Annotated in this window: 11 protein-coding genes and 1 pseudogene; 1 reads left to right on the plus strand and 11 read right to left on the minus strand. The window is 66.2% G+C overall.

The window, feature by feature from the left end; all coding sequences use genetic code 11:
* Positions 1 to 16: 16 nt before the first annotated feature.
* Positions 17 to 856, minus strand: coding sequence for an enoyl-CoA hydratase/isomerase family protein (locus BAY60_RS35790; protein WP_170160664.1), 840 nt, complete (start codon positions 854 to 856; stop codon positions 17 to 19).
* On the minus strand, positions 856 to 2,412 hold the full coding sequence (locus BAY60_RS35795; protein WP_146771141.1) for an acyl-CoA carboxylase subunit beta: 1,557 nt from the start codon (positions 2,410 to 2,412) through the stop codon (positions 856 to 858). Before BAY60_RS35795 ends, BAY60_RS35790 begins: the two co-directional genes overlap by 1 nt.
* Positions 2,413 to 2,831: 419 nt before the next feature.
* Here BAY60_RS35795 and BAY60_RS35800 point away from each other — a divergent pair, with 419 nt between their 5' ends.
* Positions 2,832 to 4,598 carry an acetyl/propionyl/methylcrotonyl-CoA carboxylase subunit alpha gene (locus BAY60_RS35800; RefSeq protein WP_112285712.1) on the plus strand — a complete coding sequence of 589 codons (1,767 nt, stop codon included), beginning with the start codon at positions 2,832 to 2,834 and terminating at the stop codon, positions 4,596 to 4,598.
* Positions 4,599 to 4,960: 362 nt separating this feature from the next.
* Here BAY60_RS35800 and BAY60_RS35805 read toward each other — a convergent pair.
* The 9 genes and pseudogenes from BAY60_RS35805 to BAY60_RS35845 form a co-directional block, all read right to left on the minus strand.
* Positions 4,961 to 5,198: pseudogene (locus BAY60_RS35805) on the minus strand (helix-turn-helix domain-containing protein); the annotation flags it as partial.
* 290 nt (positions 5,199 to 5,488) lie between these two features.
* Positions 5,489 to 5,908 (minus strand): MaoC family dehydratase, encoded by a 420-nt coding sequence (locus BAY60_RS35810; RefSeq protein WP_146771142.1) that lies wholly within the window; start codon positions 5,906 to 5,908, stop codon positions 5,489 to 5,491.
* Complete coding sequence (locus BAY60_RS35815) at positions 5,905 to 6,330, minus strand: hotdog fold domain-containing protein (RefSeq protein ID WP_112285714.1); 426 nt, start codon at positions 6,328 to 6,330, stop codon at positions 5,905 to 5,907. The genes BAY60_RS35810 and BAY60_RS35815 overlap by 4 nt, the downstream gene beginning before the upstream one ends.
* Positions 6,330 to 7,493, minus strand: coding sequence for an acyl-CoA dehydrogenase family protein (locus tag BAY60_RS35820; RefSeq protein ID WP_112285715.1), 1,164 nt, complete (start codon positions 7,491 to 7,493; stop codon positions 6,330 to 6,332). Before BAY60_RS35820 ends, BAY60_RS35815 begins: the two co-directional genes overlap by 1 nt.
* Positions 7,494 to 7,562: 69 nt before the next feature.
* Entirely contained in the window at positions 7,563 to 8,390 is an 828-nt protein-coding gene (locus BAY60_RS35825) for a CoA-transferase subunit beta (RefSeq protein WP_170160665.1), read from the minus strand.
* On the minus strand, positions 8,383 to 9,303 hold the full coding sequence (locus BAY60_RS35830; RefSeq protein ID WP_170160666.1) for a CoA transferase subunit A: 921 nt from the start codon (positions 9,301 to 9,303) through the stop codon (positions 8,383 to 8,385). The genes BAY60_RS35825 and BAY60_RS35830 overlap by 8 nt, the downstream gene beginning before the upstream one ends.
* Positions 9,304 to 9,435: 132 nt before the next feature.
* Entirely contained in the window at positions 9,436 to 11,157 is a 1,722-nt protein-coding gene (locus BAY60_RS35835; RefSeq protein WP_112285718.1) for an AMP-binding protein, read from the minus strand.
* A 215-nt stretch (positions 11,158 to 11,372) separates the two neighbouring features.
* Positions 11,373 to 11,837: a (2Fe-2S)-binding protein gene (locus BAY60_RS35840; protein ID WP_112285719.1), complete on the minus strand. Its 465-nt coding sequence runs from the start codon at positions 11,835 to 11,837 to the stop codon at positions 11,373 to 11,375.
* Between the two features lie 51 nt (positions 11,838 to 11,888).
* Positions 11,889 to 14,207 carry a xanthine dehydrogenase family protein molybdopterin-binding subunit gene (locus BAY60_RS35845; protein WP_211330575.1) on the minus strand — a complete coding sequence of 773 codons (2,319 nt, stop codon included), beginning with the start codon at positions 14,205 to 14,207 and terminating at the stop codon, positions 11,889 to 11,891.
* Positions 14,208 to 14,225 lie beyond the last annotated feature (18 nt).

Raw genomic sequence — 14,225 nt, forward strand, 5'->3', positions numbered from 1 at the left:
CAAATGGCTGCACGAGTCACCGTCCCTGAAACCGCGGCGGCCGTTTGTCGAGGAACGCGCGAATGCCCTCCGCCGTATCCTGCGTGGACTGCAGCACGGTGAGCGCGTCGGTGGAGTGGTCGAACTCGCCGCGGTCCACCCCGCGGTTGACCAGCTCCTTGCCGGTTGCCACCGCCAGCGGCGCGTTCTCGGCTATCTGCTGGGCGACCCTCAGCGTCGCCGGCAACAGGTCCGCATGCGGCACAACCTTCTGCACCAGGCCGATCCGCAGGGCCGTTTGCGCGTCTACCCGTTCGGCCGCGAACACCATCAACTTGGTCCACTGTCGCCCGACGACCGAGGGCCCGCGTAGCACGCCGAAGCCGGGTACGAGACCCACCGCCGCCTCGGGCATCCCGAAGACTGCTCGCTCCGAGGCGAATACGACGTCACACGCCATGGCTAGCTCGCAGCCACCGCCAAGTGCCCAGCCGTTGACCGCTGCCAGGATCGGTAGTGGCGACTCTTCGACCGCGGCGAAGGTACGCATGCAGTCCCGCTGGAATGCGCGCTTCGCGGCGAGATCGGTCAGTTCGGCGAAGCTGGCGATGTCACCGCCCGCGGAGAAGGCCTCGTCCCCGGCGCCCGTTACCACCACGACCCGAGTCTTCCCGTCGGACTCCAGCTCATCCAGCACGGAGCGCAGCTCGGGCCAAAACTGCCGCCCCATGGCGTTGCGCTTGCCGGGAGCATCGATCCGCACGATCCCCACCCCGCCGTCGCGGTGCGCGAGGCTCAAGTTGGACCACCGTCGCTGGCCGCGCGCGACCGCATGCAAACCGGCATGGGGCGCCTCGTCTACCACCGGATCACTCACTACTCCCACCTCCCGCTGCGCGGGCGCTCGCCCCACGCGATCTCGATGCTGGTTGCGACCACATCGCGCGTGGCAGCCGGCTCGATGATGTCGTCGAGCGAGAGGTGCGCGGCCGCTTCCCACGGCTCCGCCTCGCTTCGCCACTCGCGGGTGAGCTCCTCGACCAGCTGATCACGCGCGCCGCTGCCCTGCTCGGCGAGCGCCCGTTCCAGCAGGCGCCGGTGCACGGTGCGCACCCCGGTGTCCGGGGCCATGAACCCGAGTTCGGCGGACGGCCAGGCGTAGAGGAAGTCCGGCCGGGTCGGCCGGCCTCCCATAGCGAAATGCCCACCGCCATAGGCCTTCCGCAACACCACGCCCACCTTGGGCACTCTCGCTTCCGCGATCCGCGAGACGACCTGCTCGTAACACCGCAGGATGCCGCCACGCTCGGCCTGGGTCCCGATCATCAGACCGGGCACGTCGTGCAGGAAAACCAACGGCACGCCGAACGTGTCGCACAGGTCGACGAACGCGCGCTCCTTCGCCAGCGCGGCCGGATCGAGCGCACCGGCCCGCACGACCGGCTGGTTCGCCACCAGACCGACCGGGCGCCCCCGGATCCGCGCCAACGCGGTCAGCAGACTCGGGCCCCAGCCATCCCCCCACGGCAGGATGCTGGCGTCGTCGGCGATGGCATCGAGCACCTGGCGCATGTCGTACCCGGCCCTTGCCCCAAGCGGCACCAGCTCAGCCAACTGCTCCGGCGGGCGACCCGGTTCCCGTGGCGGCCCGACCGGTGCGGGCCGCTCGGCGCTGGATGGCAGATACGACAGGAAGGCAGCGACCGCGTCCAACGCCTCACGCTCGGTGTCCACGACCATGTGCACATTGCCTGTTTCCGCCGCAGGCTGGGGCCCACCCAGCTCCGCGTCGGTGAGCCGCTCACCGATTGCGGACTCCACGACCGAGGGTCCGGACAGCGCGACCGAGCCGGTGCGCACCATCACCACGAAATGCGCGGTCGAAGCGTGCAACGCCGAGTCGCCGTACGACGGGCCCAGCACCGCCGCGGCACGCGGCACCGGCGGAAGGCCCGGCGGAGACTTGAGGAAGCGGGTGAAATCCAGCGGCAAGCCGGAGAACCGCCATCCGGACACATCGGGCATTCGCCCGCCGTCCGCGTCGCACAGCAACACCAACGGCACCCCGAACCGCTGCGCCTGCTCGATCAACCGTCCCTGCTTGCGCATGCTCACCGGCGCCGTGGTGCCAGCGACCACGCTGGCGTCGATGCCGATGACCGCGATCCGCCGACCGTCCAGCAGGCCGTAGCCGGTCACCACCGCGTCCCCCGGGATGTCCCTGTCCGTCCGGTGTTCCGGCAGGGCCAAGGCCCCCAGCTCAAACCAGGACTCCGGCTCAAGCAGGAGATCGATGCGCTCCCGCACCGGCAGCCGGCCCGACTCGCGATGCTTGCGCAGCCCCTCATCGCCACCCATCGCCAGCGACTGGGCCCGGCGCGTACGCAGGTGCTCCACCTTCTCGCCCATCGTCGACGTCACGCGCTCTGCCACGGATCCTCCCCTACGGCCAGCAAAGTGGTATCACACGTCAAACTACCATACGCCTGGTAGGTAGGGTCCCGATATAGCCAAGGTCACCGTCAGCGACGGCCCCCGCGCACACAAGCAGCGTTGTGGATTGCCGGCGCGCGGCCAGCCGGCACGGCGCCGGCCGACGGCCGACGGCGATGATCGTGGCCGCCACTCTCGACCAGCTCGCCGCTGCCGGAGACTAGGCGCCCGTACACGCACACACCGCCGAGTGGCGGTGCTGGTCAACACTGTCGATCGGTTTCCGACTTGCCGCGCCGGCGCCGCGAGCGTCGGAGGCGGTATAGTACCTACCGGACGAATGGTAGACAGTGGTTTCAGCGTTATCCTCGATCAGAGAGTCGCTGCGCGCCAGCAGTGTCCGCGAACCAGGAGTTGATGTGTTCAAATCGGTTCTCATCGCCAATCGTGGAGAGATCGCGGTGCGTGTCCTCCGGGCTTGCCGAGCGTTGGGTATCCGCGGCATCGCGGTGTATTCCGACGCCGACGCCGCCGGGTTACACGTTCGGCTGGCCGACAAGGCTGTGTGTATCGGCCCTGCGCCGGCACGGGAGTCCTATCTGAACGCGCGGGCCATCCTGGCAGCGGCCAGGAAGCACCACGCGGAGGCTGTGCATCCCGGCTATGGCCTGCTGGCCGAGAACGCCGCGTTCGCGCAGGCTGTCGTGGATCACGGTGTGGCATTCATCGGCCCCGCACCCGAGACCATCGCCGAGATGGGTGACAAGGTGGCCGCCAGGGCCGCGGCAGAGCGGGCGGAGGTGCCCGTGCTGCCGGGAACTCAGGCGCTGCACGACGCGGAGCAGGCTACCGACGCCGGAGCGGACATCGGGTACCCACTCCTGGTCAAGTCGTCCTTCGGGGGCGGCGGGCGAGGTATGCGGGTGGTGCGTCAGCCGAACGAGTTGGCCGACGCCGTGCGGGACGCGGGCAAGGAAGCTGCGGCCGCCTTCGGCCGGGCCGAGCTCTTCCTGGAGCGCTACCTTCCGAGACCGCGACACGTCGAGGTGCAACTGCTCGCGGACGCGCACGGAACCGTGGTGCACCTCGGCGACCGAGACTGCTCGGTGCAGCGTCGGCATCAGAAACTCGTCGAGGAAGCACCCGCTCCCGGCTTGCCGGAGGAACTGCGTTCCCGTCTCACCCAGGCCGCAGTGCGCCTGGCCCGCGAGACGCGCTATGTCGGAGTGGGCACGATCGAGTTCCTCGTCGACCCGGCCACGGCGGAGTTCTACTTTCTGGAGATGAACACCCGCCTACAGGTCGAACACGGCGTCACCGAGTTGACGTCGGGAATTGACCTGGTGCAGGAACAAATCCTGGTCGCCTCCGGCGAGCCGCTCGACGTCGACCAGGATGCGGTCCGGCCCCGCGGACACGCAATTCAGGCCCGGCTCGTCGCCGAAGATCCTTACGCTGGTTTCCGCCCGGCACCGGGAACCGTGCACGACCTGCACCTGCCGACCGGACCGTGGCTGCGGCTGGACTTCGGGATCGACGCTGGCGACCGGGTGCCGGCCGAGTACGACTCGCTGTTCGGCAAGCTGCTCGCGTGGGGGCCGAATCGCGACACCGCCCGACGCCGGCTGGCCACCGCGCTCGACGAGCTCCGGGTGTCCGGCATCCCGCACACCGGCGACTACCTGCGCACCATCCTAGAACGGCCGGACTTCCTCGCCGCACGGCACGACACCGGTTCGGTCGAACGCGACTGGCAGCCGGACCCGGCAGCACAACCGCTGCCCACGGATGTCCGGACGAAACCGGTGCGAGCGCCGGACCCGGTTTCGACCCGGGAGGTCAGCCTGCACACCGACCACGGCCCGGTCCACGTGCTGGTGTACGGATGCGGCGACCACGACCCCGTTACACCCCCCGCACCCAGCCCAGTCGGGCCCCGTGGCACGCCGTACACGGAATCGGCGGAATCTACTGGAGAGTCCCGGGCGCCGATGGACGCATCGGTGGCCAAGGTCCTGGTCACCGAAGGCGCCCAGGTCGCCGCGCGAGATGTCCTTGTGGTACTCGAGGCGATGAAGATGGAAATCGAGATCACCGCATCGCATCCTGGCACGGTGCGCCAGGTGCTCGTCAGCTCGGGAGAATCCGTATCCGCCGGGGCGGTGCTGGTCACGCTGGACGGCTAGGTGTGATGTCCAGGGACGTTGTTCCGGGTTGAGTTGATGTCGGCCTGTCGTTGAGACAGGTGAAGGCCTCTGGTTGTGAAGTGGAGCTGTCGAGGAACCGCTTCACGAACCGGAGGCCTTCGTGTCCCACGCTAATGCCCTGCTGACCCCGCGCGCTCGTCTGCGTCTGGCCCGGCTTGTCGTCGAAGACGGTTGGACGTACCAAGCCCTGCCCGGCTGGCTCCACTTCTACAATCACCACCGAGCCCACAGCGCAACCGGAGGCCGACTGAACAACCTGCCTGGACATCACAGCTAGGCAGCGTCAGCCCCGCATCGCCACGGCGCTAAACACCTGAGCTCGCACCGAACTAGCACCCGGGTTCCGCGGTCTCGTTGACGTAGCGCCAGCAGTTCGTGGCGGAGATGTCTAATCCGGCGCCGATCTCGGCGAAGGGTTCGCCTTTGCGCAGGTACACCAGCACCGCCAGGGCCTGCTGTCCTAGGTTGAGCTTGCGCCATGCCGAACCCGGCTGCTTGCGGTGGGTACGAATGAGGCAGGCCGGACACGAAGGTGCGGGTCTGATGTGACAACGGCAGCGCGGCACGGTAGAACAGCACGCAAAGCCCCTGGTCCTGCGGAACGATCTTGATCGAAGCTCTGCTACCAAGGGCCTCGCCATGTCAGGTTGGCGACACGCCGGTGATCGTCGTCGGACATCACGAGAACCGATCTTGGTCCACCCGTGGCTTACAAACCTCGCGTGACACGCCCAACGCAGGACTGGCGGCGGTGCGTGCGGCGGTCACCGGTCGGCTGTTGGTGGACGATCCGCGGTATCTTGACCATCCTGGGTGAACGGGCAGAAAACGCCGACCACGCCCACCTTGCCCGACGATCGATGGTCACTTCACCTCAGGTCAGGTGCACAGAGAACCGGGCAGCGCAGGGTAGCGGTTCCCTGGACAACGCGGCCGTGTCCTCGCCGTTCCAGCCACACCTCGCAGGTCACGGTTTCACCTGACGCGGTTCCAGAGGTGGTGCGCACCCGGCCGCCCGCGATGACGTGGTCGCCGGCGTAGACGCTGCCGAGGAATCGGGCGTGGATTCGGTCCAGGGTGTGCTCGGGGAAGGCCTGCCGCAGCATGGTGAGGATGTAGGCGAGGTTCGCGGGGCCCTGATTGACGGGCCGCTCACCGAGGCCCAGTGCACGAACCGCCTCGGCGTCGTAGTGGATCGGGTTGGGGTCTCGCAGCACCAGGGCGAGCATCTTCATTCGTCGCTCGTCCACTCCCTGAAGTTCCCAACCGGGCAGCAGTTGGTCGTTCACCGGGTCTCCTTTCGCGGCAGGAGGAAGGTACTGGTCGTGGTCACCACGGGCTGCCCCGCGTCCGACGAGACGTGCTGCTGCAGGGTGACGACGTCGAAGGTGCCCAGCGTACGCCCGGTTTTCCGCTCAGCACTGGTCACGGCTCCACGAACCGAGTATTCCGCTCCGGTGACCAGCGGCCGGTGGTAGTCGATCGTGCACTCACCGAGCATCGGTCCGTCTTCGGCATGCGATCCGAACAACTCCAGGAGCTCGGCGACGCTGATGCCGAGGCCGCTCTGCGCAACGATGAAGCCGTAGATGGGATGTGGCTCGTCGTGCGGCTCGGCGCCCACCGCGTCGTGCAGCAGCCAGTTCTCGTAGGGTTCGATCCGGTAGTGTCCGCCTGGGATCGCGGTTTCGGGCAACTGTTTGAGCTTCATCAGAACGACCGGGGTAGTCCGAGGTTTTCGGCGATGATGTTGCGGGCCATCTCATTGGTCACTGGGCCGATGCGGAACAGCCGGGCGTCGCGCCAGTACCGCTGCATGTCGGTCTCCGCCGCATAGCCCATTCCGCCCAGGATCTGAATGCCAAGGTCGGCGGCGTTGACGGCGGCCTCTGAGGCGATGACCTTCGCCATGGTGGCCTCGATTCCTGCCGGTTTGCCGTGGGCCTGCAACGTGGCGGCCTCCATGACGCATAGCTCCGCTTGCTTGCGGCTCATCGCGATATTGGCGATGTAGTGTTGCAGTGCCTGGAACTGGCCGATTGTGTGGCCGAAGGCCTCGCGATGAGTCATGTACTCCAGGGCGTCCTCCAGCACTCCGTCCAAAATGCCCAGACAGAACGAGGACAGCATGATCCGCTCGTTGTTCAGCGTGGGTAGTAGCATGTACCATGCCTCGCCGGGCTCACCGAGCAGCAGCTCGTCCGGGATGAAGGCGTCATCCAGGAAGACATCGCACGAGCCCATGGCTCGCATCCCGAGCTTGGGAATCTCCCGAATGGTTACTCCCTGCGACTTGGCCGGCAGCACGAACAGCGACAGGCCCTGGTGACGCTTCTCTACTGCGGAGTCAGTCCGAGCCAGCAGCAAGATGTAGTCGGCGACGTGCGAGGCCGAGCACCAGGTCTTGTGACCGTTAACGACCCAGCCCCCATCTACCTTGCGTGCGCTCGTGCGCATGGCGCCGAGGAGATCCGTGCCTCCACCGGGTTCGGTGAAACCGATCGAGAATCGGGCCTTACCCGCCACAATCTCCGGCAGAAACCGCCGCTTCTGCTCCTCCGAGCCATACAGCCCGATCGACTTCCCTCCCGCGAATGAGGTGATACCCCAGATCCAGGTCAGTCCCGCCAAGGACCGTGCCAGCTCCCTAGCCACAATCATCTGAACGACGACGTCTCCGCCGGAGCCGCCGTAGGCTTCGTCGATCCCAATGCCGTGAAAGCCTGCCTCGGTGAACTTGTCCCACAGGTCGAACGGATAGTGGTGCTCGTTGCGCTCGAGCTCGCGAGCCCAACTTTTCGGTACCTCCTGGTCCACCCATTCACGCACGACCCGGCGGAAGTCCTCCTCCTCCTGCCTGTAGCTGAAGTCCACACTCGCCTCCCTTGTCACGACACTTGACCACCACTCGACTGACTACCGTACGACCGGTAGGTAGTCGGGTCAAGCATGGTCGAACCCGTAGCGTCGCAGGCCTTCGGGGTCGATCACGTCCCGCAGCAGGCGCACCTGTTCCCTCGTCGGGGCCGGCGTTCGGGTCACGCCGTTGTCCGGTAGCGCCAGCTCGAAGCCGGTCGCGTTCTGCACCTGCTCGACGCCGACACCGGGATGGACCGACAGCAGTCGCATCCGCCGCGTAACGGGCTCGAAATCGAGCACTGCAAGGTTGGTCACCATGCATTGTGGGCCGCCGGCGAGACCCAGCCGTTCTCGCTCGTCACCCCCACGCAGGTAACCGGCGCAGGAGATGAAGTCGACGCGCTCCACGAGGGTGCGCGGGCTGTGCCGGGGTTGCCAAAAGTAGAGCTGCTTGCCGAGCGAGCCCATGTCGCCAAGCCCTGCGGTGCCGGGCAGCCGCCGCCGGGGCGCGTGGACGTCATCACCCAGTATCGAGTTGTTGGCGTTGCCGTACCGATCCACCTGTGCGGCGCCGACGCAGAACTTGCGAAAGTGCCGCTCGCCCTGAACCAAGTGCCAAAAATCGCGATAGTGGTCAAGGTAGGCCACCGCATCCTGCCACAGTGGCGCTTCCAATGTGGACCGCGGAAGATGAAACTCGCGTGGGTCCAAGCCAATTCCGGCAGCTACCCAGGTCAACTGGGGAGCGTGCGTGAGCCGGGCAAGCGCGAAGGCGCACACTGGCATAGCCGAGGCCATACCATTGACCACCTCGTCGGAGTTGTCGAACCAGCTGGCCAGCACCGTCACCATCAGCTCGTCGACCGTGTAGTCCTCGGCCGGCGCGTTGTCCTGCCACGGATGATCACCCATCCTGCCCGGCCTGTTCCTTATTCCGAGTGCCCAGGCCGGCAGCGACGAGGTACGACTGCTCGTCCGGTGGCGTGTGCAGATAACGGTCGAGAAAGGCACTGGAGGATGTGTTGTGCCGCGCGGCGGCGACCCACTCACGATGCAGGCGGGTGTCGTAGTCATAGCGGTCCGGCAGCGAGGTCGGGTGCGCCCCATGCGGCACCTCGACCACCGCGTCGACGAGGAAGCCGGGTAGAACGGTACGGTCGGGGTGGCGCCTGAGCACCGCCGAGTCGACGATCTCCTCCACCGTGACCAACACGCGCCGGGCCGCCTTGGGCATCACCGACGCATCCGCCCACCGGGCCCCAGGCTCGCACTGCACGTTGCCCGCCCGGTCGGCGCGATGGGCGTGAAGCACCGCAACATCCGGAATCAGGCGGCGGCACGCAACCACTGGGGGACCGCCAAATGGGTCATCGAGTACCCGGAGATTGTCCGAGTCGGCCGCAATCAGGTCGGTCCCCACCAGGCCGCGAATGGGCAAGTAGGGTAACGCCTGCGCTGCGGCCGCTAATCGCGCGAGCAACGCCCACTCGGACAGTTCCTGCACGCGGACCCTGCCGGACTCGGCCGCCCTGGCGAACTGCCGACAGGTCCCGAACTGCTCCATCGAGACCGCACAGCAGACCACTCGGTCGATGACCCCGGCAGCCGCCAGCCAGTCCACCCCGATCCCGCCGACCAAGCACACCAGCCCTAGCTGGCGACGCCCCTGGCGGATGAACTCACGCACCACCGCCATCGGGGCGGACTGCGTGGCCATGCCAGCGAGCGCCACCATATCGCCATCCCGGACGAGGCCAATCGCCTCGGCGAGCGAACAGACCTTGTCGGAGCCCACGCTAGGCACATGGTGCGCCTCGTTCAGCATCACAACCTCCCGGTGTCCCAGCCGCCGCGACCAACACCCGTGAGGCGCCGAGCCAGACGCCACCCGGTCGCGTCCGACAGCGCCGAAGGGCCCTGCCGTCATGCCATGCCGGGGTCAGCCCCGGTCGGCCGGTCATGATCGCCTCACACTCGAGTGCGACGACATCCGCGGCGCCTCGGTAATGCCCTTTTCCTCCAACTCACTGCGGATCCACTCGCGAAGCACGTACTTCTTGATCTTCGTTCCGGACATCGGCCACTCGTCGAGGAACCGCACGTAGCGGGGGACTTTGAAGGTAGCGATCTTACCTCGGCAGAACTCGATGACCTCCTCCTCTGTCGCGGACGCGCCTTCCTTGAGCTGGACGAACGCTGCGGGCACCTCGACATAGCGAGCATCCGGCGCGGCCACGACCTGCACGATGTTGATCGCCGGGTGACGCAGCAGGTAACTTTCGACCTCCGCGGCGGCCACGTTCTCGCCGCCGACTTTGAGCATGTCCTTGAGCCGGCTGACAAAGGTCACCCGCCCGTCCTCGTCCAAAGTAGCCACGTCGCCGGAATGGAAGAACCCGTCCTTGTCGATTACCCGGGCGCTCAGCTCTGGGTCCTTGTAGTAACCGTCAAAGCGATCGGGACCGCGATACAGCAGCTCGCCGGGGGTGTTCGGCGGAACATCGAGGCCGGTGACCGGGTCAACCACGCGGCATTCCATGCCGGGAAGTGGATGCCCGCCCGTGGTCACCCGCTTCTCCAGTGGATCGTCCAGATGGTTCAACGCGAGGTGTGAACACGACTCCGTGGCCCCGAACGAGGAGATCTGCACGGCGTGCGGCACACGGTCCTGCATTCCGCGCAGCCGTTCGGCCACACCCACGTTCATGATGATACGCAGCGCACTCAGGTCGGCTTCGGTGAACCGCGGGTGGTCGAGGACCGGCAGCCAGATCGTCTCGAACGCAGGCACAGCCACCGTGCAGCGCTCCGACTCCAGCACATCAAGTGCCCGATCGGGCTGGAAAAACCCAGTATGACAGTACGTGCAACCCGCGGTCAGACACATGATGGCGTGGGCGATCCCGCCAATATGGAACAGCGGGAACGCCGCCCACACTCGATCCTCCGGGACAAGGTGGAAACGGGTCTGCGCCATCGCGTGGCCGGTGCGCACGAACGCCTCGTGGCTCAGCAGTGCCCCCTTCGGGGTGGCCTCCGTGCCGGACGTGTACAGCACAATCGCGGTATCGCGCACACGAACCCGTTCCTGACGGCGGCTCACCTCCTCCCCGCTGACGCGCTGTGCCGCCGCAGTGAAATCCTCGTATCCGAGGAACCCGGACCGCTCCCCCTCGCCCACGAGTACCACGGTGTGCAACTCCGGAGCCTCAGCCAGCTCCAGCGACGACGCCTGCTGGGACGACAAATCCGGGAAGGTCTCGGCCAGCAACGCCGACAGGTCGATCGGGCTGTCCCCCGGCAAGGCCGTGAACAGCACCTTCATGTCCGAATGAGAGATCACCTGCCGGAGCTCGACCGCCTTGAACCGGTCGCTGACCGGAACCGGAACAGCCCCGATCTTCGCTGCTCCCAGCAAAGCGGCGATATAGGACACGCTCGGAGGCAGCAAGAGCCCGACGTGGTCTCCAGCATCCACACCGAGCCCGACCAGCCCGCGCGCGAAAGACTCGGCTCGAATCGCGAGATCGCGGTAGGTCACGCGCTCGTCCGCGACAACGACCGCCTCCTGACCAGGCCGCTCGGCCGCCTGCCGATCCAGCAAATCTCCCAATGTCGTTGCCTCGATCCACGGACGCCAGCTGGAACGTGTACCACTCGAGGAAACAGTGCGTGTCATGCCCTTCTCCCAACCTTGCGTGCGTCTACACGGCCTCACCACCCACTCGGCGCGCCTTCCTCGTCCTACCGCTGAGCGCCCTGCAAGGCCACAGAGCCTCTGGAGACGGTGCCGACAACCGCCACCCAGAGTCTACCTATCGCCTGGTAGATTGATCTATGTCCCTATCTCACCCGACTCACCCACCGCGATGTGGTCCGGTGTTTCTTGTGTGCCTACGTGCTCGGCATGTGCTCGGCGGCTGACTTGATGGCCTCGCGGATGCGGAAATAGGTGCCGCACCGGCATACGTTCTCGATCTCGTCGATCTCGGCATCGGTGGGGTTCGTGGTCTTCTTCAGCAGCGCAACCGTCCGCATGATCTGGCCGGGCTGACAGAAACCGCACTGGGGGACGTCGTGTGCCAACCAGGCTTCCTGGACCGGGTGCAGTTTGTCGCCATCGGCGAGTCCCTCGATGGTCGTCACCTCCCTGCCAGCGACGTCCGCGATTCGTGTGACGCACGTGGTGTAGGCTTCACCATCGATAAGGCATGTGCACGCCTTACACACATCGAGGTTGCAGCCCATTTTCGGGCCAGTTACGCCGAGTTGATCCCGCAACGTCCACAGCAGCGGATGATCTGCGGGTGCGTCAACGCTGACTGGCTTGCCGTTCAGGTCGAAAGTGTAGCTGGGCATCGGGTACTCCTCTGCACCGTCTGGTAAATGTCGCGCGCCGTGTGTCGAGTGCTACCGCTTCGGCGGGAGGGGGCGCATCGGGGGATTGGGGACAGGTCCGGGCGGGTACGGTTCCCAGTCGATATCGGAGTTGATCGGAAAACTGGTCGGTAGGATTCCCGTCGCCCGACGGTAGGCATTGACGACCGCGCCGAATGACACAGGTACTGCGAACTCACCCATCCCCCCGGGGCGGCCGTTGGCTGGCATCACGAAGATCTGCACCTGTGGCGGGGTATCTTTCTGGCGAGCGTAGTGGAAATTGTGGTAGCTCCCTTCCAGGAAATAGCCGTTACGCAGGTGTAGCCCGCCGGACAAGGCGACCGAGATGCCGTCGGTGAGCCCACCGAGCACCTGTGCCTCGATTCCGCTCACGTTGATCGGCCGGCCCACGTCCACCGCCACCACGGCTTTGGTCACCCGGGGATGCTTCTGATCGCGAGCGTCCAGCTCGACCAGGCAGGCCGTCACCCCTTTCATCTCGTCGTGGAACGCAAGCCCCTGAGCGACGCCCGCAGGCAGAGATCGGCCCCAGTTGCCCTCCGAGGCCACCTTGTCCAGCACCGCTCGTTGCCGGTCGTCCTTGAGGAATTCCCGCCGGAACTGGACCGGGTCCTTCTTGAAGCGCCTGGCGAGTTCATCGACGATGATCTCTTCGACACCTCGGGTGTTGACCGACCACACCGAACGCCAACTACCGGTGTCGATCGGCATGTTGACCTCGTGGAGGTGCTGACCAACCACCCCGAAGTTGTACGGGCAATGCACCATCGCGTGGAACGCGACCTGGTTGAGGCTTTCATTCCCGATGCCGGGTATCTTGGCTACCGCCGTGGTGAGCGCCTCTCCAAATCCGTGTTCTAGCGAGGTCAGCACCGAGGCGCTCCAGTGCTGGTAGGACAGCACGTTGCCGCGGACGTAGTTGACGCGCACCTTGTGATACTTGGCTGGATGTACCCGACCGTGCCGGATGTCGTCCGTGCGGTGCCAGATCAGCTTGACCGGCCGGCCCATGGCCTGGGATATCTGCGCGGCTTCCAACGCCGCGTCGAAAAACAGTCGACGGCCGAACGAGCCTCCGCTGGGCATCACGTGCACCGTGACCTTGTGCAGGGGCAGGCGCAACTCCTTGGCGATCGTCTCTTGCGTGATGATCGGGGTTTGCAGCGCCGACCAGATCTCGGCACGGTCGCTTCGCACGTCGGCGACGGCGGCGTTCGTCTCCAAGGGGGCATGGCTGAGGAAAGCGAAGTCGAACTCGGCCTCCAAGGATCCAGCGCCCAAGGGGAGCGTCACGGGCGGGTCCCCGACTGGTCCTACCGCCCTGCGCAGTTTCTGTCGGACGGTGTCGTCGCTCTCGTTGTCGACAGGGCCGGGCCCCCAGGCCACATCGAGGGCGTTTACCCCGTCCAGGGCCTGTGCGAACGTCTCGGCCAGCACGGCCACCCCGGTCGGAATGGTTGCCACCGCGAGTACACCGGGCATTCGCCTGACCGTATCGGCGTTATTCACCGCCTGGACCGTGCCCTTGATGGTTGGCGGCCTGCGCATCAGGCACGGTTTCGCGCCCGCGACGTTCAGGTCGTGGGTGTAGGTATGCTTGCCGGTGACGATGTCGCGGGCGTCTAACCGGGTAGCGCGGGTGCCAACTAGTTTCGCTTTGGACTCTGGTTTCGGTTCCACGACGAGTTTCGACAAATCCGCCTTGGCCGCTGCAACGGCCAGCGAACCATAGGTCGCCGTCCGCCCACCGGGTGCGTGGATGGTTCCGTCGGTGACGGTAAGCCGCTCGCTCGGGATCCCCCACTGCTGCGCTGCGGTCGCCACCAGCCGCGCCCGCGCCGCCGCGGCCGCCGCCCGCGCCGGATCATATAGCGTGCAGATTCCCGACGAGCCACCGCTGATCTGGCCCATTACCAGTTCCGGACGCGCATCAGCCAGCGTCATTCGAACACTCGACAGCGGGATGTCCATTTCCTCGGCGATGAGCATCGGCACTGCGGTGGTCAGGCCCTGGCCCACTTCCGCGCGCGGCAACGGCACGCTGACCGTGTTGTCCTCATTGACCTGGATCTGGAACAACAAGCCCGCAGTGGGCAGGCCAGCGATGACCAGCAGGTCCTGGAGATCGATGGTCTCCCCCAGAAGCTGCGGTGGCGAGGGGATCGCCGCGTGGGCGGGCGCAGCCGCACCGCTGTCTAGACCGATCCGGGCCGCGACCGTCAAGGTGGGAGCGGCCACCAGATAGGTCAGAAACCGGCGCCGCCCCACGGCGACAGAGACAACGCCCCGGTGGTCTTCATCGTCGTCTTTTGCATCCTTGGAAAGCACGATCCCTCCTTGCCTCAC

This window comes from Prauserella muralis, from assembly GCF_003202285.1.
Classification (GTDB): Bacteria; Actinomycetota; Actinomycetes; order Mycobacteriales; family Pseudonocardiaceae; genus Prauserella_B; species Prauserella_B muralis.

Bases quoted from the DNA above. Each gene is read 5' to 3' on its own strand.
- BAY60_RS35840 (WP_112285719.1), bottom strand. From the start codon at position 11,837: ATGCCCAGCTACACTTTCGACCTGAACGGCAAGCCAGTCAGCGTTGAC.
- BAY60_RS35830 (WP_170160666.1), bottom strand. From the start codon at position 9,303: ATGCTGAACGAGGCGCACCATGTGCCTAGCGTGGGCTCCGACAAGGTC.
- BAY60_RS35825 (WP_170160665.1), bottom strand. From the start codon at position 8,390: ATGGGTGATCATCCGTGGCAGGACAACGCGCCGGCCGAGGACTACACG.
- BAY60_RS35835 (WP_112285718.1), bottom strand. From the start codon at position 11,157: ATGACACGCACTGTTTCCTCGAGTGGTACACGTTCCAGCTGGCGTCCG.
- BAY60_RS35815 (WP_112285714.1), bottom strand. From the start codon at position 6,330: ATGAAGCTCAAACAGTTGCCCGAAACCGCGATCCCAGGCGGACACTAC.